We start from the raw sequence: 18,471 nt of genomic DNA on the forward strand, positions 1-18,471 counted from the left end.
GTTGAACCCCGGCACAGGTGTACGACCTGTACGTCCCCCTCCCGGCGCCGCCCCACCCGGCGGCGGCCGGCTCAGCGGGCCGGCGGTGCGCTGTCCCCGGGCGCCTTGGCCGTGATCATCAGACCGGCGACCAGGGCCGCGAGCAGCATGCTGCCGGCGGCCCACCAGAGGGTGGTGGTGTAGCTGCCCAGCAGGTCTGCGGCGAACGACCCGGACGACACCGACGCACCGTCCAGGTAGGCCGCGATGACGCCGCTGAGCAACGCCCCGCCGATCGCGCCGCCCAGGTGCTGGGCGACGGTGACGGTCGCGGAGGTCGCGCCGGAGCGCTGCGGGGCTACGCCGGCGGTCGCGGTGGCGAGGACCGGCACGAAGGCGACGCCGAGGCCGAGTCCGAGGAGGACCATGCCCGGCAGGGCCCCGGTGGCGTATCCGCTGTCCACGTCGAGCCCGGTCAGGAGCAGCAGCCCGCCGGACGCGACCACCAGGCCCGCCACGGTCAGGATGCGCGGCCCGACCCGGTGCAGCAGGCGGCCTGAGAGCTGGGTGGCGCCGACGACCATCGCGCAGGTCATGGGCAGCATGCTCACGCCGACAATGGACGGGGGGTCGCCGAGGACCTGCTGGAGGAAGAAGGGGACCGTCGGGAACGAGGCCACGACGCCGACGCCGGCCAGGAGCATGACGAGGACGGAGCCGAGGCGCGCGCGGGCCGGGACGTCGTCCGGCGTGGCGAACCGGCGCGTCGTCCTCGTGTGCCACCAGAGGAAGACCGCGAACAGGACGACGCCCACCACGAGCAGGGCCAGGACCAGCGGGTCGTCCCAGCCTCGCGTGTCGGTCTCGGTGAGGGCGTGGACGAGGGCGAGGGACGCGCCGGTGCCGAGGGCCAGGCCGAGCGGGTCGAAGCGGGCACCGGTACGGGCCCGGGGGCTCTCGTGCACCAGGCCGGCCGCGCCGGCGAGGGCGAGTACGGCGACGGGGACGGCCACGTACAGGGCCCCGCGCCAGCTCAGGAACTCCAGCAGCCAACCGCCCGTGAGCAGGCCGAGGGCCGGACCGGCGGCGGCGATCGCGGCGTAGACGCCGAAGGCCTTGCCGCGTTCCCGCGGATCGGTGAAGCCGGCGGCCACCAGTGCCAGCGCGGCCGAGGTCAGCAGCGCGGCGGAGGCACCCTGCGCGGCGCGCGCCCAGATCAGCACCGTGAGGTCGCCGGCCGAGCCGGCGAGCGTGGCGGCCAGGGCCGTCCCGGCCAGGCCGACGATCAGCATGGCCTTGCGCCCCACCAGGTCACCGAGGTGTCCGCCGAGCAGCAACAGCCCGCTGAAGGCCAGCACATGCGCCCTGTACATCATCTCCAGGTCGTCGCCGTGCAGGCCGAGGTCGGCATGGAGGGACGCCACCGCGATGTTGAAGGTCGTCGCGTCGAGCAGCACCAGCAGCTGCGCGAGGGCGATCACCACCAGTCCCCACCAGCGCCTGGGGTGCGGGGTCACCGCGCCCTCGGGGTGGGCCGGGGGCGGGGGTTGGGGCCAGGCGCCGGGGGTTGGGCCCGGCGGCGGTCCGAACCCCTGTGCGGGGCCGAACTGTGCCGGGGCCGTCGGGGCGTACGCGGGCGGCGGGGGCAGCGGCTGCTTGGGGAGCTGGGGCCGGGGCTCGGGCCGCGCGGACGGGACGCGGGGGTCCGGCTGCGCGGCGGGGCTTTCCTCGGCGGAGGCTCGGGCGGGCGTTGCCGGGGCGTAGTCCAGCAACCGGGCGGCATGGCGGCCCAGTTGTGCCAGAACCGCGCCCGGCAGCCACTCCGCGGCCTGATCCGTCGCCGTACGCTCGGCCACCTGCCGGGGGGTGGGCCGCTTGGCCGGGTCCTTGTCCAGGCATTCGCGTACGAGACCCACCAGCGACTCCGGTACGCCGGTCAGGTCCGCCTCCTCCTCGGCGACCCGGAAGAGGTGCGCGTTCAGGCCGGTGTCCGCGGCGCCGAAGAGGAGGCGCCCGGTGGCCGCGTAGACGAGGACGGCGCCCAGGCAGAAGACGTCGCTGGCGGGGGTGAGTTCCAGGCCGCGGACCTGTTCGGGCGACATGAAGCCGGCGGAGCCGATCAGCGTGCCGGTGCGGGTGAGCAGGCTGTCCCCGGTCAGGCTGTCCATGGCCCGTGCGATGCCGAAGTCGATGACGCGGGGGCCGTCGACGGTGACGAGGACGTTGGACGGCTTGAGGTCGCGGTGGATCAGGCCCGCCTCGTGCACGGCCTGCAGGGCGAGGGCGAGGCGGTTGGCGAGGGTGTGGACGGAGTGCTCGGGCAGCGGCCCGAAGTCCTCGGCGACCACGGTGTGCAGGTCGGGCCCCGGGATGTACTGGGTGGCCACCCAGGGAACGGCGGCCTCGGGGTCGGCGTCGAGCACGGCCGCCGTCCAGCTCCCGCCCACCCGCCGAGCAGCCGCCACTTCACGGGCGAAGCGCTTGCGGAAGTCCGTGTTGCCGGCGTACTCGGCCTGCACGACCTTCACGGCGACGGTGCGTCCGCCCTCGGAACGGCCCAGGTAGACCAGACCCATACCGCCCGCACCCAGCCGGGCGATCAAGCGGTACGGGCCTATGCGGGTCGGGTCTTCGGTGATCAGCTGGTCCACGGGACCAAGGTAGGCCAACTGTCCGACAGGGGTGGGGCCATCAGGCGAATCGTGTGGACCCGGGGCGGTCCGGGGCCGCCCCGGGTCCGGCCGGAGTCAGGTGCGGTCCACCGGAGTCAGGTGTGCGGTCCACCGGAGTCAGGTGCGGTCCAGGAGGGTGCGGACCACCGGGGTGGTGCGCAGGACGCGGAGGCGGGCCCGCAGGCGGCGCACCGCCGCGGTGACCCGCGCCGAGTCCAGCTGTGGCGCCAGGTCCCACAGCTCGTGCGCCGTGGCGCAGGCCCGTTCCAGGTGCCCCCGGTCAAGGTGGAGTTCGGCGAGCCGTGCCGTGGTGACGGCGCGGGCCCGCCGTTCGCCGGCCGGCCGGTGCCGCAGCGAGGAGGCCAGGGCGGCGACCGCCCCCTTCAGGTCACCCAGCGCGGCCAGCGCCTCCGCCTGCTGGTGGGCCAGCGCCGCCCGGTGGTAGTCGCCGATCGGCGCGGTCTGGCCGGCCGCCCGCTCCAGCAGCCGGCCCGCGGTGCCCAGGTGGGTGAGCGCGGCCCGGCGGTCCCCGCAGGCGGCCTCGGCCACCGCCAGCTGCCCGGTCACGAACGCGGCCTGCAGCGCCGGCAGCCGGCCCGCGTCCCTGGCGGCCGCCTCGGCCAGCTCCACGGCCTGCCTGCGGTGGCCCAGGTAGTGCGCCTGCACGCTCATGGCGCGCAGGGCCGGTGCCGAGCAGCCCGGGTCCCCGGCCTCCTGCCCGAGTCGGAGCGCCGCCCGGTAGTAGGCCTGGGCGACGCCGTGCTGGTTGCTGTCGAAGCAGAGGAATCCGGCCGTGTAGGCGAGCCGCGCCGTGCAGCCGAGCAGCCGGTGCCGTACCGAGGGCGGTGCGGCGGCCCGCAGCCAGGGGGCCACCGTGGTGGCCAGGTAGCGGGTGAGGGCGGGCCGGGCCAGCCCGCTGCCGCACATCAGGTCGGTACTGCGGAACACCGGCAGGACCGCTTCCGCCGCCTGGATGTGGCGTACGCCGATCCGCTCGCCGGACTCCGGCCCGGCGGCCTCGCCGGGAGGCGGGCCCTCCCCGCCCGGTGGCCGCCAGGTGCTGGAGTACACCGGCACCTCACCCAGAGACGCCAGAGAGCTGAGCGTGGTGAGCGTGGAGAGAGGGGTGGCAGGGGCGGGAGGGATGGGCGAGGCAGGAGACCGCGCAGGCTCCGGCTCCGCTCGCGGGCGGGCCCGGGCGAGCCCGGTGTCGGCGGCGCTGATCCGCCGCCCGGTGCGCCGGGTCAGCGCCTCCGCGGCGAGCGCCGCGATGTGCGCGGGCGGCCGGGTCCCGGCCAGCCAGTGGGATACGGAGGTCCGGTCGTAGCGGAGGCTGAGGCCGGTCTCCGCCGCAACGCCGTTGACGGCGCGGGCGAAGTCCTGCCCGCTCCAGCGGGCTTCGGTCAGGAGGGTGCGGAGCTGTCCGTTGGGTTCGCGCATGGCCATGAAAACCGCCCGGTGCGTCGTACAAGCGTCCAGTGATTCAACACGGTCGGAGCTTCAACAGGGTGGGTCCGCGAAGGGTGTACCGGAGCTGCCCGCTCCGCCCCTATCCATGACATGTGTGCAGCGCGGCCCGCGGCCAATCCGGGCCCGCCGTGGCGCGCGGGAGCATTGCGCTCCGTCCTCGCGCGCCCCGCTCCCCCAGGAAGAACCGCCGAGAGGAGCACCCGCCATGACCGTCGATCCCACCTCCGAGGCCACCTCCGAGGCCACCTCCGTCCCCGCCACAGCCCGGCAGAGCCTCAGCACCGAGGCCGCCCGGAACCTGGCCACCACCACCAAGTCCGCCCCGCAGATGCAGGGCATCAGCTCGCGCTGGCTGCTGCGCATCCTGCCGTGGGTGCAGGCCGGCGGCGGCACGTACCGGGTCAACCGGACCGTCAGCTACACGGTCGGTGACGGGCGGATCAGCTTCGTCAAGACCGGTTCGGAACTACGGGTCATTCCCCAGCAGTTGCGCGAACTCGGCATGCTGCGGCACTTTCCCGACGACGAGGTGGTCCGGTCGATCGCGGACCGGTTCGTGAAGGAGGAGTTCCGCAGGGGTGACGTGATCGTCCGGGAGGGCGAGCCCGTCGACAAGATCTATCTGATCGCGCACGGCCGGATCGAGCGGTTCGGCCAGGGGGCGTACGGGGACGAGACGAGCCTGGGCGTGCTCAGCGACGGCGACCACTTCGGCCACCACCCCCTCCCCGACTCCCGCTGGGAGTTCACCGCCCGGGCCCAGACCGACGTGGTGACCATGACCTACAACCGGCGGGACTGGGACGCCAGCCTCAACAGCTCGGCCGCCCTGCGCCGGCACGCCGAGGCCTACCTGGAGGCCGAGCGCAACGGCCGCAAGGGCAGCGAGGCGGTGGACCTGTCGGCCGGGCACACCGGCGAGGTACTGCTGCCCGGTACGTACGTGAACTACGAGCTCTCGCCGCGCGAGTACGAACTGAGCGTGGCCCAGACCGTGCTGCGGGTGCACAGCCGGGTCGCCGACCTCTACAACGTGCCGATGAACCAGTCGGAGCAGCAGCTGCGGCTGACCATCGAGGCGCTCAAGGAACGGCAGGAGAGCGAGCTGATCAACAATCCCGAGTTCGGGCTGCTGCACAACGCCGACTACGAGCAGCGGATCTACGCCCGCACCGGCCCGCCCACCCCCGACGACCTGGACGACCTGATCAGCCGGCGCCGCGGCTCGCAGTACCTGCTGGCCCATCCGCGGACCATCGCCGCCTTCGGCCGCGAGTGCAGCCGGCGCGGCCTCTACCCGGACAACGTCGACTTCCACGGCCACAAGGTCCCGTCCTGGCGGGGGATCCCCCTGCTGCCCTGCAACAAGATTCCGATCACCCCGGAGCGGACCAGCTCGATCCTGGTGCTGCGGACCGGGGAGGACAACGAAGGGGTCATCGGGCTGCACCAGCTGGGCCTGCCGGACGAGTACCAGCCCGGGCTGTCCGTCCGGTTCATGAACATCAACGAGCAGGCGATCATCTCCTACCTGGTCACCGCCTACTACTCCGCGGCGATCCTGGTGCCCGATGCCGTCGGGGTGCTGGAGAACGTCGAGATCTCGCGCTTCGACAACTGAGGGAGGGAGGACCGGGGATGAGCACGCAGCCCACGCCCGCACAGCCCACACCTGCACAGCGCACGCCCGCACAGCGCACGCCCGCGCAGCCCTTCACGCTGCCGGAGTTCTACGTCCCGCACCCCGCGCGGCTCAATCCCCACCTCGCGCAGGCCCGGGCCCAGGCGCCGGAGTGGGCCCGGTCGATGGGGATGCTGGAGGGATTGGGCATCTGGGAGCAGGCCGACCTGGAGGCACACGACTACGCCCTGCTGTGTGCGTACACCCATCCGGAAAGCGACGGGCCGATGCTCTCGCTGGTCACCGACTGGTACGTGTGGGTGTTCTTCTTCGACGACTGGTTCCTGGAGGAGTTCAAGCGGACCGGCGACCGGGCGGCCGGCCGGGCGGCGCTGGACCGCCTGGCGCTGTTCATGCCCCCGGCGCCCGGGGCGGCGGCCGGGCCCGAGCCCCGTAACCCGGTGGAGGCCGGGCTGGCCGATCTGTGGGCGCGGACCGTGCCCGGGCATTCGGCGGACTGGATCGAGCGGTTCTCGGCGAACACCCGGCACCTGCTGAACGAGTCGCTGTGGGAACTCGACAACATCAGCATCGGCCGGGTCGCCAACCCGGTCGAGTACGTGGAGCAGCGCCGCAAGGTGGGCGGGGCCCCCTGGTCGGCCGGGCTGATCGAGCACGCGGTGGGCGCGGAGGTGCCGGCCGCGGTCTCCGGGGAGCGGCCGCTGCGGGTGCTGCGGGACTGCTTCGCCGACGCCGTGCACCTGCGCAACGACCTGTTCTCGTACGAGCGGGAGACCCGGCAGGAGGGGGAGCTCAGCAACGGGGTGCTGGTGCTGGAGCGGTTCTTCGGCTGCGGCACCCAGGAGGCGGCGGAGCAGCTGAACAATCTGCTGACCTCCCGGCTCCAGCAGTTCGAGCACACCTTCTTCACCGAACTCCCTGTGATGTGCGCGGAGAAGGGCCTGGACCCGGCGCAGGCGCTGGCCGTCCTGACGTATGCGAGGGGGCTGCAGGACTGGCAGTCGGGCGGCCACGAATGGCACCTGCGGTCCAGCCGGTACATGAACGGCGGCGGGGGTGGCGACGGCTCGCCCCTGGGACTGCCCGGGATCCCGGGACTGCCGGGGCCCTCGGGGCTGGGGGTCTCCACGGCCAACCTGAAGGCGCTGCTCGGTTTCACCGGCGGCGCGCAGCGGCTGCGGCAGTACGGCCGCACTCCGCGCCCCGTGGGGCCGTCGGTGATCCCCGAGTTCCGCTTCCCCTACCCGACCGTCCTCAATCCGCACCTGGAGGGGGCCCGCAAGCGGCTCATCGAGTGGAACCGGCGGATCGGCATGTTCGAGGAGGGGTTCTGGTCGGAGGAGAAGGCCGCCGACCACGACTTCGCGCTGTGCTCGGCGGGCCTCGACCCCGGGGCCTCGCCCGAGGCGCTGGACATCAGCGCGGCCTGGCTGAGCTGGGGTACGTACGCCGACGACATGTATCCCGCGCTCTGGGGCCGCGTCGGCGGCCTGGGCGGGGCCAAGCCGGCCACCGATCGGCTGCGGTCCTTCATGCCGGTGGACCTGGCCGAGCCCCCCTCGCCGCCGGTGACCGTGCTGGAACGCGGGCTGGCCGACCTGTGGCGGCGTACGGCGGCGCCGATGCCGCCGCGGGGCCGGGAGATGTTCCGGGCGGCCATGGACACGGTCCTGGACAGCTGGCTTTGGGAGCTGGACAACCTGGCGGCGAACCGGGTGCCGGATCCGGTGGACTACCTGGAGATGCGCCGGGCGACCTTCGGCTCGCCGATGACGGCCTCGCTGGCCCGGATGGCGCACATGGACGTCGTACCGCCGGAGGTATACGAGAGCGCGGCGATGCAGTCGCTGGAGGCTTCCGCGTTCGACTACTCGGCGCTGATGAACGACGTGTACTCGTACCAGAAGGACGTGGAGTACGACGGCGAGCTGCACAACATGGTGGTCGTGGTGGAGAGCTTCTTCGGCTGCGACTACCCGGCGGCGCTGGGCGTCGTCAGTGATCTGATGACCTCGCGGATGCGGCAGTTCGAGCACGTGGTGGAGCACGAACTGCCGGTCGTGTACGAGGACCACGGGCTGGACGCGGCGGCCCGCGCGGCCCTCGACCGGTGGGTGCAGGAGCTGAAGCAGTGGATGGCGGGGATCTACACCTGGCACGACGCCACCCGCCGCTACCGGGAGGAGGACCTGCGCCGGCACCACGGGCACCGGTCGACTGCCGCGCCCGGCGCCTCCACCGCGCCCTCGGGGCACTCGGCGCACTCGGTGCACTCGGTGCACACGGCGGCGCGGGGTGGTCCGCCCCTCCGGCCGCAGCTCCGCCCGCTCCCCCGGCCGCCGCACCGGTCACCGTGGTCGAAGATCTGACCGGCACCCGCACGGCTTTCCGGCGGAATGCGACATTCCCCTGGCCATCCTGCCCAACTGGCGGATAATCGTCCTTTACGCGGCCGGAAATGGCCGTGATGCCGCAGGTGGACACGCATGCATGGGGGGCATCGTGCCGATGACAACCTTGCCGGTCACCACCGAACAGCTGTCCGTCCTGCTCACCGCCGTCCGCCGAGGGCGGGTGGTGACCGTCACCGGACGGTTCCGGGAGCCGCGGAGCCTCCTGGTCCGGGAGATCGGGCAGCGGCTCACCTCGAACTTCTGCGACGGGGTGGCGGTGATCGGCCTGGAGCACGGCTCCGGGGTGCGCCGGCTCACCGCCGCCCTGGGCTGCGTGCCCGGGATGCCCTTCCTGCCCTGCGGCACCGCCAACGCCGCCTCCTACCTCGCCGAACGGGACATGCTGCTGGTCCTGGACGGCTCCGACCGGCTCACCCCCGAGGCCCGTCGCTGGCTCCGCGAGCTGCTCGCCGCCGCCCCGGGCCTGCGCATCCTGGCGGCCGGCCGGTTCCCCCTGGCCCTCGACCAGGAACGGGTCCACCACCTCTGATCCGTACTCCGATCCGGGCCCGGAAACCGGCCGGAGACGCTCGACACGCCCCCCGAACTCCTCTTCGTCAGCGAAGACTTGAGCGGCGCTCGTTGGAGTGGATCTTGAACGGTCTACGCGCGTCCGGTGCGCGCCGGGCTCCGGGCTGCCCCGAGGGTGAGCCCATGATCACCGAGCCCACTCCCACTCCCACTCCCCCCACGGCCGGCGCCCCCACCCGGCGGGCCCTGCTCGCCGGAGCCGGCGCCGGCGCCCTGGCCGTGGCCGGTGGGGTCGCCGCCGCGGCACCCGCCGCCGCCCCCACCGCCGCGGTCGCGGCCGCACCCTCCGCCGACTGGCAGACCTGCCTGTCGGTCGCCCGTGCCGTCCTCGTCCGGGACGAGGACGACGAACCGCTGGTGCCCCGTTACTCCGACATCCTGCTGCGCTCCGGGCTGCCCCGGAACCGCCGGCCGGGGAAGAAGGTGCTCATCGTCGGCGCCGGACCGGCCGGCCTGACCGCCGCCCACCTGCTGCGCTCCGCGGGCCACACGGTGACCGTGATCGAGGCCAACGCCAACCGGGTCGGCGGCCGGATCAAGACCTTCCGGGCGGGCGGACACGAGCGGTCCGCGCCCCCGTTCGCCGACCCCAAGCAGTACGCGGAAGCCGGCGCGATGCGCATCCCCGACAGCCATCCGCTGGTCACCGGCCTCATCGACAGCCTCGGCCTCAAGCGCCGCCGGTTCCACCTGGTCGACGTGGACGCCTCCGGCCGGCCCGCCTTCCGCACCTGGATCCTGGTCAACGGCATCCGGGTCCGGCGTGCCGACTACGCCCGCGACCCGCGTGCCGTCAACCGCTCGTTCGGCGTACCGGCCGCCTACGAGACCGTGCCTGCCGCGCAGATCGTCAGGGCCGCCCTCGCGCCCGTACGCAAGGAGATCGACGGCAAGGAGGGGCGCGCCCTGATCGAGGGCTGGGCCCGGGTGATCCAGCGCTACGGCCACATGTCGATGTACCGCTACCTCACCGACGAGGCCGGGCTCGACGAGCAGACGGTGGACCTGATCGGGACGGTGGAGAACCTCACCTCCCGGCTGCACCTCACCTTCCTGCACTCCTTCATCTCCTCCGCGCTGATCAGTCCGGACACCGCGTTCTTCGAACTCCCGGACGGCACCGGCACCTTGGCCGACGCCCTGTACTCCCGGGTGAAGGACCTGGTGCGGCTGGACCGGCGGGTCACCCGGATCGCGCAGGACCCGGAGGAGAAGACGGTCACCGTCGAGACGGTGTCGGAGGGCCGCGGTGACCGGCGGGTGGTGCGGCAGACCTTCACCGGCGACATCGCGATCGTCACCGTCCCGTTCTCCGGCCTGCGGCACATTCCGGTCACGCCCCCGCTGTCGTACGGGAAGCGGCGCGCGGTGACCGAGCTGCACTACGACGCGGCGACCAAGGTGCTGCTCGAATTCAGCCGCCGCTGGTGGGAGTTCGACGAGGCCGAGTGGAAGCGGGAGCTGGAAGCCGTACGCCCCGGCCTGTACGCCGCCTACCAGCTGGGCCGCACGGCTGCCGACGGCTCCCTGCTGGGCGCCCATCCGTCCGTACCCCAGGGCCATGTGACCGAGGCCCAGCGTTCGCACTACGCGGCCAGCCGGATCGTCGCCCGGGACCAGCCGGAGGCCGCACAGGTGATCGGCGGCGGCTCCACCACCGACAACCCGAACCGCTTCATGTTCCAGCCGTCCCACCCGGTGGAGGGCAGCCGGGGCGGAGTGGTCCTCGCCTCGTACAGCTGGGCCGACGACGCCCTGAAGTGGGACTCCTTCGACGACGCCGAGCGCTACCCGCGGGCCCTGGCCGGCCTGCAGGACGTGTACGGGCAGCGGATCGAGGTCTTCTACACCGGGGTCGGCCAGACCCAGTCGTGGATGCGGGACCCGTACGCGTTCGGCGAAGCCTCGGTCCTCCTCCCCGGCCAGCACACCGAACTGTTCCCGCACGTCCGCCGCCCCGAAGGCCGACTCCACTTCGCCGGCTGCCACACCTCCGTCAAGCCGGCCTGGATCGAGGGCGCCCTGGAGTCGGCGATCCGCACGTCCCTGGAAGTCCACCTGTCCGACTGACCCTCGCGAACCCGCCGGACGCGGGGCGCTGCCGATCCGAAGGCCGGCTAGGGGGTGTCCGGCGGATCAGGGCCGGATAGCCCGGCTCGTCTGGTGCCGTGGATTGCAAGGCGGAGGAGGGAGCCCATGCGGAGCATCGGCGACCGACGACAACGCGGCAAGCCGCGGTGCCAGACGGGCCGGGCCCGGCCCTGATCCGCCGGACACCCCCTAGGGGCGCTTGGTGAGGCGGGACCACAGGGCGCGCGTGGTGGGGGTGGTGTTTGCGGGGTGGTGGGGCTGCCTGGTTCGGAGTTGTTTCCAGGCGTCGCGGGGGCAGGGGCCCTGCGGGCGGTTCGTGAGGAACTTTCCGTAGGAGACCCGGCGGGGCTGCTGCCCGCATTCCACCCAGTGCGGGGTGTTGTCGTTCTCGTGCCAGCCGTGGTTGGGCAGCCGGATGAAGTCGCGCCGGCCGTCCTTGTTCTTGCTGGTGATCTGGAGGACTTCGGCGTGGAAGAGCCGGGTCCTCGTGATCACGCAGTAGTGGCGGAGCGTCTGGGAGGCGTCCTCGCGCAGCGGGACGTCGGCGAGCCAGATCTGGCCGGCGACCGGGCGGTGGCCGAACCTGGCACGGTACCGGGCCGCGCCGCGGGTGGGGGCGGCGCCGCCGTACTTCTGGTCCCAGGCGCGGAAGCCGCTGCGCAGGACGAGCACCGCCAGTCCGGCGGCACCGGCCACGGCCGTCGCCCGGATGTTCCACTGGTCGGCGGGTACGTCGGCGACCTCGCCGTCGGCCCACCGCGCGGCGAAGTACGCGGCGGCCAGCACCAGTGCGGCGCGGGCCAGGACCAGCCACGGGATGAACGGGCGCTGCTTGCTCGCGGCCGCGGCCACGGCGAGCGCTGCGGCCACCGGGATGGCGTACAGGACCAGGTGCTCCAGGAAGCCCTGCACCTGCTGCGGAGGCGTCTGCACCGCCAGCAGCTGCTTCATCGTGGTGGGAAGGGTGAGGAAGTAGCCCACCATCACCCAGCCGACGAGCAGGACGGCCCCCGCACAGCCCGTGCCCGCGCAGGACTCGTTGTTCCGACGTGCCATGCCCGTCCCTCCCCCTGATCCCGCGCCGAACGCTAACGCACGGCCGGGCGACCCGGCCACGGATTCGCGCAACGCCGGGCAACGGCACCGCCCGGCAACGGCTCCGCCCGGCAACAGCTCCGCCCCGGCCGGGCGGGTGCCGGCCGGGGCGGGGCGGGGTGGTTGCGTCCTACCGGGGCGGTCAGCCCAGGGAGGCGATGGCCTGGTTGAAGGTCGCGGACGGGCGCATGACCGCCGAGGCCTTGGCCGGGTCGGGCTGGTAGTAGCCGCCGATGTCGGCCGGGGAGCCCTGGACCGCGATCAGCTCGGCCACGATGGTCTCCTCCTGCTCGGTCAGGGTCTTGGCGAGCGGGGCGAACGCCTCGGCGAGCTGGGCGTCGTCGGTCTGCTTGGCCAGCTCCTGGGCCCAGTACAGGGACAGGTAGAAGTGGCTGCCGCGGTTGTCGATGCCGCCCAGGCGGCGCGACGGCGACTTGTCCTCGTTGAGGAAGCTGCCGGTGGCGCGGTCCAGGGTGTCCGCCAGCACCTGGGCGCGGGCGTTGCCGGTGGTGGTGGCGAGGTGCTCGAAGGAGACGGCCAGCGCGAGGAACTCGCCGAGCGAGTCCCAGCGCAGGTAGTTCTCCTTGACCAGCTGCTGGACGTGCTTCGGGGCGGAGCCGCCGGCGCCGGTCTCGAACAGGCCGCCGCCGTTCATCAGCGGGACGACCGACAGCATCTTGGCGCTGGTGCCCAGCTCCAGGATCGGGAAGAGGTCGGTCAGGTAGTCGCGGAGGACGTTGCCGGTGACGGAGATGGTGTCCTCGCCGCGGCGGATGCGCTCCAGGGAGAACGCGGTGGCCTCGACCGGGGACATGATCTCGATCTGCAGGCCGTCGGTGTCGTGCTCGGCCAGGTACGTCTTGACCTTGGCGATCAGCTGCGCGTCGTGCGCGCGGCTCTCGTCCAGCCAGAACACGGCCGGGACGCCGGTGGCGCGGGCGCGGGTGACGGCGAGCTTGACCCAGTCCTGGATCGGCAGGTCCTTGGTCTGGCAGGCGCGGAAGATGTCGCCGACGGCGACTTCCTGCTCCAGGACCACGTTGCCCGCGGCGTCGACGAGGCGGACGGTTCCCGCCTCGGCGATCTCGAAGGTCTTGTCGTGGGAGCCGTACTCCTCGGCCTTCTGCGCCATCAGGCCGACGTTCGGCACCGAGCCCATGGTGGCCGGGTCGAACGCGCCGTGGGCGCGGCAGTCGTCGACGACGACCTGGTAGACGCCGGAGTAGCTGCTGTCCGGGAGGACGGCAAGGGTGTCGGCCTCCTGGCCGTCCGGGCCCCACATGTGGCCGGAGGTGCGGATCATCGCCGGCATGGAGGCGTCGACGATGACGTCGCTGGGGACGTGCAGGTTGGTGATGCCCTTGTCGGAGTCGACCATCGCCAGGGCCGGGCCCTCGGCGAGCTCGGCCTCGAAGGACGCCTTGATCTCCTCGCCCAGGTGGGGCACGGAGTCCAGGCCCTTGAGGATGGTGCCGAGGCCGTCGTTCGGGGACAGGCCGGCGGCGACGAGCGCCTCGCCGTACTTCGCGAAGGTCTTCGGGAAGAAGGCGCGCACGACGTGACCGAAGACGATCGGGTCGGAGACCTTCATCATCGTGGCCTTGAGGTGCACGGAGAAGAGGACGCCCTCGGCCTTGGCGCGGGCGATCTGCTCGCTCAGGAAGGTGCGCAGGGCGGCGACGCGCATGACGGACGCGTCGACGACCTCGCCCGCCAGGACGGGTACGGACTCGCGCAGGACGGTGGTGGTGCCGTCGGCGGAGACGTGCTCGATGCGCAGCGAGCCGGCCTCGGCGATGACCGCGGACTTCTCGGTGGAGCGGAAGTCGTCGGCACCCATGGTGGCGACGTTGGTCTTGGACTCGGGGGTCCAGGCGCCCATGCGGTGCGGGTGGTTCTTGGCGTAGTTCTTGACCGAGGCCGGGGCGCGGCGGTCGGAGTTGCCCTCGCGCAGGACCGGGTTGACGGCGGAGCCCTTGACCTTGTCGAAGCGGGCGCGGATCTCGCGCTCCTCGTCGGTCTTCGGGTCGTCCGGGTAGTCCGGCAGCGCGTAGCCCTGGCCCTGGAGCTCGGCGACGGCGGCCTTCAGCTGCGGGATGGACGCCGAGATGTTGGGCAGCTTGATGATGTTGGCGCTGGGCGTCTTGGCCAGCTCACCGAGCTCGGCCAGGGCGTCGGCGATGCGCTGCCCCTCCTCCAGGTACTCCGGGAAGCTCGCGATGATCCGACCGGCCAGGGAGATGTCTCGGGTCTCGACAGTCACACCGGCGGTGGACGCGTATGCCTGGATCACAGGCAGGAAGGAATGCGTCGCGAGGGCCGGGGCCTCGTCAGTGTGGGTGTAGATGATGGTCGAGTCAGTCACCGGATGCTCCGCTCCACGTATGCGTCTCTCGTCTGCAACATTGCTCGACATCAAGATATCTCAGGCGCGGGACAACGAAAGCGCCGGTCCCGACGGGATCCGTCGGGACCGGCGCAGGGCGGCGCGAGGACCGGCGCCGATCCGGTGCGGGACCGGCGCCGATCCGGTGCGGGACCGGCGCGAAACCGGTGCCGGACCGGCGCGAAACCGGTGCCGGACCGGCGCGGATCCCGTGCCGGATCAGGCCGGGACGTGCCTCAGGCCGCGGTCGCGTACTTGGGGTTGGGGCCCCACTTGTTCTCTTCCGGGTCGCCCTCGGCGGCCATCAGGACGAGGATCACGATGGCGCCGATGGCCGGGATGAACCCGACCAGCGCCCACCAGCCGGACTTGCCGGTGTCGTGCAGCCGGCGGACCGTGACGCCCAGGCCGGGCAGGAACAGGGCCAGTCCGGCGATGAGCGTCAGGATGGGCAGGCCCCACGCCTTGGTGTCGATGATCATCAGCGGGATGAAGAGGATCGTGTTGAACAGCTCGAACAGCCAGAAGTCCTGGCGCCGGGCCCGGCCGCCGAAGACCGCGTACTGCTTGAGCACTCGCAGGTAGTACTTCATCTGTCCCCCCAGAGGACGTCCACGAGCCCGTCCTGGTGGAGCAGGCGGCCAGAATTTATGCCCCTGTTACTCGCGGGTCAAGCAATTCTCGTAGACCGATGATCAAGACTGCGGCGGCGGCCCGACCGGAGGCGCTGCCCGGCACGTGCCGACCTCGCGGCGGGCCTCCGTTGGAGGGAGTACGTACGGCCGTCCGGCGGCGGCCGCCCCGCCCCGTCGCCGGACCCGGCCGAGACTGGCCCCATGCGTCTGCTCCGAACCCTGGTCGCCACGGCGGTGGTGGCGGCCGCCGCCGCCGGGCCGTCTCCCGGATCCGCCTCCGCCGCGGCGGCGGCACCGGTCTGGTCCGCCCACCAGGCCGGCGCCTTCTGGACCCCGGAGCGGATGGCCTCGGCCCGGCCGGTCCAGCCCTGGCCGGCGGGCAAGCCCGCAGCTGCCGGGTACGGGCCGGACCGGGCGGCGGCCGCCGGGCCCGGCAAGGGCCGGGACTTCGACGGGATCCCCGTCGTCGGCCGGATGTTCGCCATGAAGGGCGGCGGCGCCTACTTCTGCACCGCCAGCGCCGTCGTGTCCCCGCGCCGCGACCTGGTGCTGAGCGCCGCCCACTGCCTGCTCGGCAGCGACACCCGGCAGGTGGCCTTCGTCCCCCGCTACACCGCCGCCCGGCCCCGGCCGCACGGCATGTTCCCGGTCCGGCGGATCTGGATCGACCCCCGCTACCGGAAGCAGGGGGCCGCCCGGGCGGCCGCCCTGGACGTCGCCTTCGTGCAGGTGGGCCCCGGCCCGGACGGGCGGCGGCTCCAGGACGTGGTCGGCGCCAACCGCCTGGTCACCCAGCCCGGCTACAGCCACTCCTCGGTCCGCCTGATCGGCCACCCGGCCCGGGCCGCGCGCCCGCGGCTGTGCGTCAACCGCACCACCCGTTTCACCAGCACCGACCGCGGCAGCCCGGGCTCCTTCCTCCGCATCGACTGCACCGGCTACCCCGGCGGCACCAGCGGCGGCCCGTTCCTCACCGGCTACGACCCGCGCACCCGCACCGGCAAGGTGATCGGCATCATCGGCGGCTACCAGACCGGCGGCAACAGCCCCGACACCTCCTACAGCCCCTACTTCGGCGCGGACGTCCGGCGGCTGTACCAACAGGCCACCGGAACCACGGCAGTTGCCGCCCGCAAGGACACCGCGTCCTGATATCCGCGAGAGCTTGACCTTCCGTGTGCACAGCCGGACCCGGGGCTGACCGGGCCGGGGCTGACCGGGCCGGTCAGCCGAGCCGAGAAGGGCTGGTGCCGGGGGTGGGGCGGGGGCGGATGCGGGCTGCCAGGACCGCCACGTCGTCCTCGGCGTGACGGGCGTCCAGGCCCGAGGCCGCCGCGTCCACCACCTCCGGCACCGTCGCCCCCGGCGGCAGCCGCAGCCCGGCCAGCCGGGCCAGCGACACGTCGATGTCCTCCCCACGCCGTTCCACCAGGCCGTCCGTGAACAGCAGCAGCGTCTCCCCCGGCGCGAGCTCGCGGCTGACCGCCTCGTAGCCGCCGAGCCCCGTGCCCAGCGGAGGGCCGACCGGCACCTCCAGCAGGCTGCCGGCCCCCTCGGACGTGAAGAGCGCGGGCGGCAGATGGCCGGCGCTGGCGAACATCGCGACCCGTCGCGCCGGATCCACCCGCACCAGCAGGCAGGTGGCCGGCCGGCGCGCACCGTCCTCGGCCACCAGCGCGTCCAGCTGCCGGAGCACCCGGTGCGGGGCCAGGTCCGTCGACGCGACGTCGCGCAGCGTCGAACGGTAGGCGTTCATGTCCACCGCCGCGTCCAGCCCGTGCCCCATCACGTCCCCGACCACCAGCAGGGTGCGCCCGAAGTGCAGCCGGACCGTCTCGAACCAGTCCCCGCCGACCAGCGCCCGCTGCCCCACCGGCAGGTAGCGGCTGGCGATCTCCAGGTTCGGGTGTGGCCGCCCGGGCTCGGCGACCAGCGCCCGCTGGAGGTTGAGCGCGGTCTCCTCGGTCGACGCCATTCGCCGCGCGTGCCCGAGGTGCACGGCCGCCAGCCGCGCCGCGAAGTGCACCGTCGCCGCCTCGTGGTCGGTGAACCCGCTGCCGCGCGCGCGGACCGCGAGCAGCGCCCCGTACACCTCGTCCCGTGCCACCAGCGGCACCGACACCACGTGCACCGCGGTGCCGCCGGCCAGCACCGCCCACTCGGCGATCGGATGCCCGCCGTCCAGGGCGCGGACCGTCGGCGGCGGCCCGCCCGCCTCGGAGTGCGCCTCCAGCAGCGCCGGCGGGCCGGCCGCCGCCACCCGGCGGAGCCGCCCGCCGCCCGCCTCGCCGGCCGCCGCCGGATCCACCGGGGCGGCCAGGTCCACCGGCACCGCCAGGTCCACCGCGGCCGCGTCGCACAGGTTCCGGAACAGGAAGCCGGCCAGTTCCCGGCAGGTGACCGTCTCGTCGAGGGTGGTCCCGATCCGCTCGGCGGCGTCCTCCATCGCCCGCAGCCTGGCGCGCAGCGCCCCGTACTCCCGGTCCGCTCCGCCCTCGTCCGCGCCCTCGCCCTCGCCCGCCAAGACACCTCCACCGTGCCGTCCACCCGCACCGCACTGCCCCGCACCGCACCCGCCGAGGGGGCCATTCCACCAGCCCGCCCCCGGCCCGTGCGCCAGCCGCGCGGTGCCCACCGGATAGCGTGGCCGGACCCCACCGGAGAAGAGGACCGATGCCCGCGCAGCCCCGCCTGCTGTACGTCACCGACCTGGCCTACCCCGCACGCGGCCGGCGCTACTGCGACGAGGACATCTTCCTGGCCTCACGGCTGCGCGAGCAGTTCGACATCGCCCTGTGCCATCCCCTGGACGCGGCCGCCCTGATGGACTCCTTCGACGCGGTCGTGGTCCGCAACAGCGGCCCGGTCCTCCACTACCAGGACCGGTACGACGAGTTCCGCGACCTGGCCCTCGCCCGCGGCACCCGTGTCTACAACCAGCTCACCGGCCGCGCCGACATGGCCGGCAAGCAGTACCTGCCGGACCTGACCGCCGCCGGCCTCCCGGTCATCCCGACCGTCGACCGGGCCGAGGACCTGCCCCTGCTGCCGGAGTCGCCGGAGTACGCGGTCAAGCCCAAGCTCGGCGCGGACTCCATCGGCCTGCGCTTCCTGCCGTACGAGGCCCTGGCCGCGGCCCTCGGCGAGGCCGCCCCGGGCGCCCTGCTGGTCCAGCCGCGCATCCGGTTCCGCTACGAGGTGTCCTTCTATTTCGTCGACGCCGAGTTCCAGTACGCGCTGTACGCGCCGCGCCCGGAGGAGCGCTGGGTGCTGGAGCCGTACCGGCCCACCGCCGACGACCTGCGGTTCGCACAGGAGTTCATCGACTGGAACACCATCGGGCACGGCATCCAGCGGGTCGACGCCTGCCGGACCCCGACCGGGGAGCTGCTCCTCGTCGAGCTGGAGGACCTCAACCCCTACCTCTCCCTCGACCTCCTCCCCGAGACCACCCGGAACGCCTTCGTCACCGCCTTCACCTCGGCCCTGCACCGACTGGTGGGGTGATCCGGGTGAT

General features: G+C 73.1%; 12 protein-coding genes. 6 read left to right on the forward strand and 6 right to left on the reverse strand.

The features are described 5' to 3' along the window. Nucleotides 1-71: 71 nt before the first annotated feature. Together AB0447_RS07710 and AB0447_RS07715 are read right to left on the reverse strand one after the other, a co-directional pair. Complete coding sequence (locus AB0447_RS07710) at nucleotides 72-2,630, reverse strand: bifunctional serine/threonine protein kinase/MFS transporter (protein WP_366475629.1); 2,559 nt, start codon at nucleotides 2,628-2,630, stop codon at nucleotides 72-74. 138 nt (nucleotides 2,631-2,768) lie between these two features. After that, nucleotides 2,769-4,091 (reverse strand): hypothetical protein, encoded by a 1,323-nt coding sequence (locus tag AB0447_RS07715; RefSeq protein WP_366475630.1) that lies wholly within the window; start codon nucleotides 4,089-4,091, stop codon nucleotides 2,769-2,771. 235 nt (nucleotides 4,092-4,326) lie between these two features. On the opposite strand from AB0447_RS07715, the gene AB0447_RS07720 reads away from it, so the two are divergent. The 4 genes from AB0447_RS07720 to AB0447_RS07735 all read left to right on the forward strand — a co-directional run bounded on the left by AB0447_RS07720 (nucleotide 4,327) and on the right by AB0447_RS07735 (nucleotide 10,817). Continuing rightward, on the forward strand, nucleotides 4,327-5,742 hold the full coding sequence (locus tag AB0447_RS07720) for a family 2B encapsulin nanocompartment shell protein (RefSeq protein ID WP_366475631.1): 1,416 nt from the start codon (nucleotides 4,327-4,329) through the stop codon (nucleotides 5,740-5,742). 17 nt (nucleotides 5,743-5,759) lie between these two features. After that, nucleotides 5,760-8,132, forward strand: a complete 2,373-nt coding sequence (locus AB0447_RS07725) for a germacradienol/geosmin synthase (RefSeq protein ID WP_366475632.1) — start codon at nucleotides 5,760-5,762, stop codon at nucleotides 8,130-8,132. Between the two features lie 139 nt (nucleotides 8,133-8,271). After that, nucleotides 8,272-8,706, forward strand: coding sequence for a hypothetical protein (locus tag AB0447_RS07730; RefSeq protein ID WP_366475633.1), 435 nt, complete (start codon nucleotides 8,272-8,274; stop codon nucleotides 8,704-8,706). A gap of 164 nt (nucleotides 8,707-8,870) precedes the next feature. Continuing rightward, complete coding sequence (locus tag AB0447_RS07735; protein ID WP_366475634.1) at nucleotides 8,871-10,817, forward strand: FAD-dependent oxidoreductase; 1,947 nt, start codon at nucleotides 8,871-8,873, stop codon at nucleotides 10,815-10,817. Between the two features lie 210 nt (nucleotides 10,818-11,027). Here AB0447_RS07735 and AB0447_RS07740 read toward each other — a convergent pair whose 3' ends face one another. The 3 genes from AB0447_RS07740 to AB0447_RS07750 form a co-directional block, all read right to left on the reverse strand. Continuing rightward, nucleotides 11,028-11,894, reverse strand: coding sequence for a hypothetical protein (locus AB0447_RS07740; RefSeq protein ID WP_366475635.1), 867 nt, complete (start codon nucleotides 11,892-11,894; stop codon nucleotides 11,028-11,030). A gap of 181 nt (nucleotides 11,895-12,075) precedes the next feature. After that, nucleotides 12,076-14,298 (reverse strand): NADP-dependent isocitrate dehydrogenase, encoded by a 2,223-nt coding sequence (locus AB0447_RS07745; RefSeq protein ID WP_366475636.1) that lies wholly within the window; start codon nucleotides 14,296-14,298, stop codon nucleotides 12,076-12,078. 257 nt (nucleotides 14,299-14,555) lie between these two features. Next, the gene (locus AB0447_RS07750; RefSeq protein ID WP_366475637.1) at nucleotides 14,556-14,912 is read right to left on the reverse strand and encodes a DUF805 domain-containing protein; all 357 of its coding nucleotides are present in this window, start codon (nucleotides 14,910-14,912) and stop codon (nucleotides 14,556-14,558) included. 243 nt (nucleotides 14,913-15,155) lie between these two features. Here AB0447_RS07750 and AB0447_RS07755 point away from each other — a divergent pair, with 243 nt between their 5' ends. Next, nucleotides 15,156-16,106, forward strand: coding sequence for a serine protease (locus AB0447_RS07755; RefSeq protein WP_366475638.1), 951 nt, complete (start codon nucleotides 15,156-15,158; stop codon nucleotides 16,104-16,106). Nucleotides 16,107-16,179: 73 nt separating this feature from the next. On the opposite strand, the gene AB0447_RS07760 is transcribed toward AB0447_RS07755, so the two are convergent. Further along, nucleotides 16,180-17,478, reverse strand: a complete 1,299-nt coding sequence (locus tag AB0447_RS07760) for a PP2C family protein-serine/threonine phosphatase (RefSeq protein ID WP_366475639.1) — start codon at nucleotides 17,476-17,478, stop codon at nucleotides 16,180-16,182. Between the two features lie 149 nt (nucleotides 17,479-17,627). Between AB0447_RS07760 and AB0447_RS07765 the strand changes: the two genes are divergently transcribed. Beyond that, nucleotides 17,628-18,461 carry a hypothetical protein gene (locus AB0447_RS07765; protein ID WP_366475641.1) on the forward strand — a complete coding sequence of 278 codons (834 nt, stop codon included), beginning with the start codon at nucleotides 17,628-17,630 and terminating at the stop codon, nucleotides 18,459-18,461. Nucleotides 18,462-18,471: the final 10 nt, after the last annotated feature.

The organism is Streptomyces sp. NPDC051211 (genome assembly GCF_040689505.1).
GTDB lineage: Bacteria > Actinomycetota > Actinomycetes > Streptomycetales > Streptomycetaceae > Streptomyces.

Bases quoted from the DNA above. Each gene is read 5' to 3' on its own strand.
- AB0447_RS07715 (WP_366475630.1), bottom strand. From the start codon at position 4,091: ATGCGCGAACCCAACGGACAGCTCCGCACCCTCCTGACCGAAGCCCGC.
- AB0447_RS07720 (WP_366475631.1), top strand. From the start codon at position 4,327: ATGACCGTCGATCCCACCTCCGAGGCCACCTCCGAGGCCACCTCCGTC.
- AB0447_RS07725 (WP_366475632.1), top strand. From the start codon at position 5,760: ATGAGCACGCAGCCCACGCCCGCACAGCCCACACCTGCACAGCGCACG.
- AB0447_RS07730 (WP_366475633.1), top strand. From the start codon at position 8,272: ATGACAACCTTGCCGGTCACCACCGAACAGCTGTCCGTCCTGCTCACC.
- AB0447_RS07735 (WP_366475634.1), top strand. From the start codon at position 8,871: ATGATCACCGAGCCCACTCCCACTCCCACTCCCCCCACGGCCGGCGCC.
- AB0447_RS07740 (WP_366475635.1), bottom strand. From the start codon at position 11,894: ATGGCACGTCGGAACAACGAGTCCTGCGCGGGCACGGGCTGTGCGGGG.
- AB0447_RS07750 (WP_366475637.1), bottom strand. From the start codon at position 14,912: ATGAAGTACTACCTGCGAGTGCTCAAGCAGTACGCGGTCTTCGGCGGC.
- AB0447_RS07755 (WP_366475638.1), top strand. From the start codon at position 15,156: ATGCGTCTGCTCCGAACCCTGGTCGCCACGGCGGTGGTGGCGGCCGCC.
- AB0447_RS07765 (WP_366475641.1), top strand. From the start codon at position 17,628: ATGCCCGCGCAGCCCCGCCTGCTGTACGTCACCGACCTGGCCTACCCC.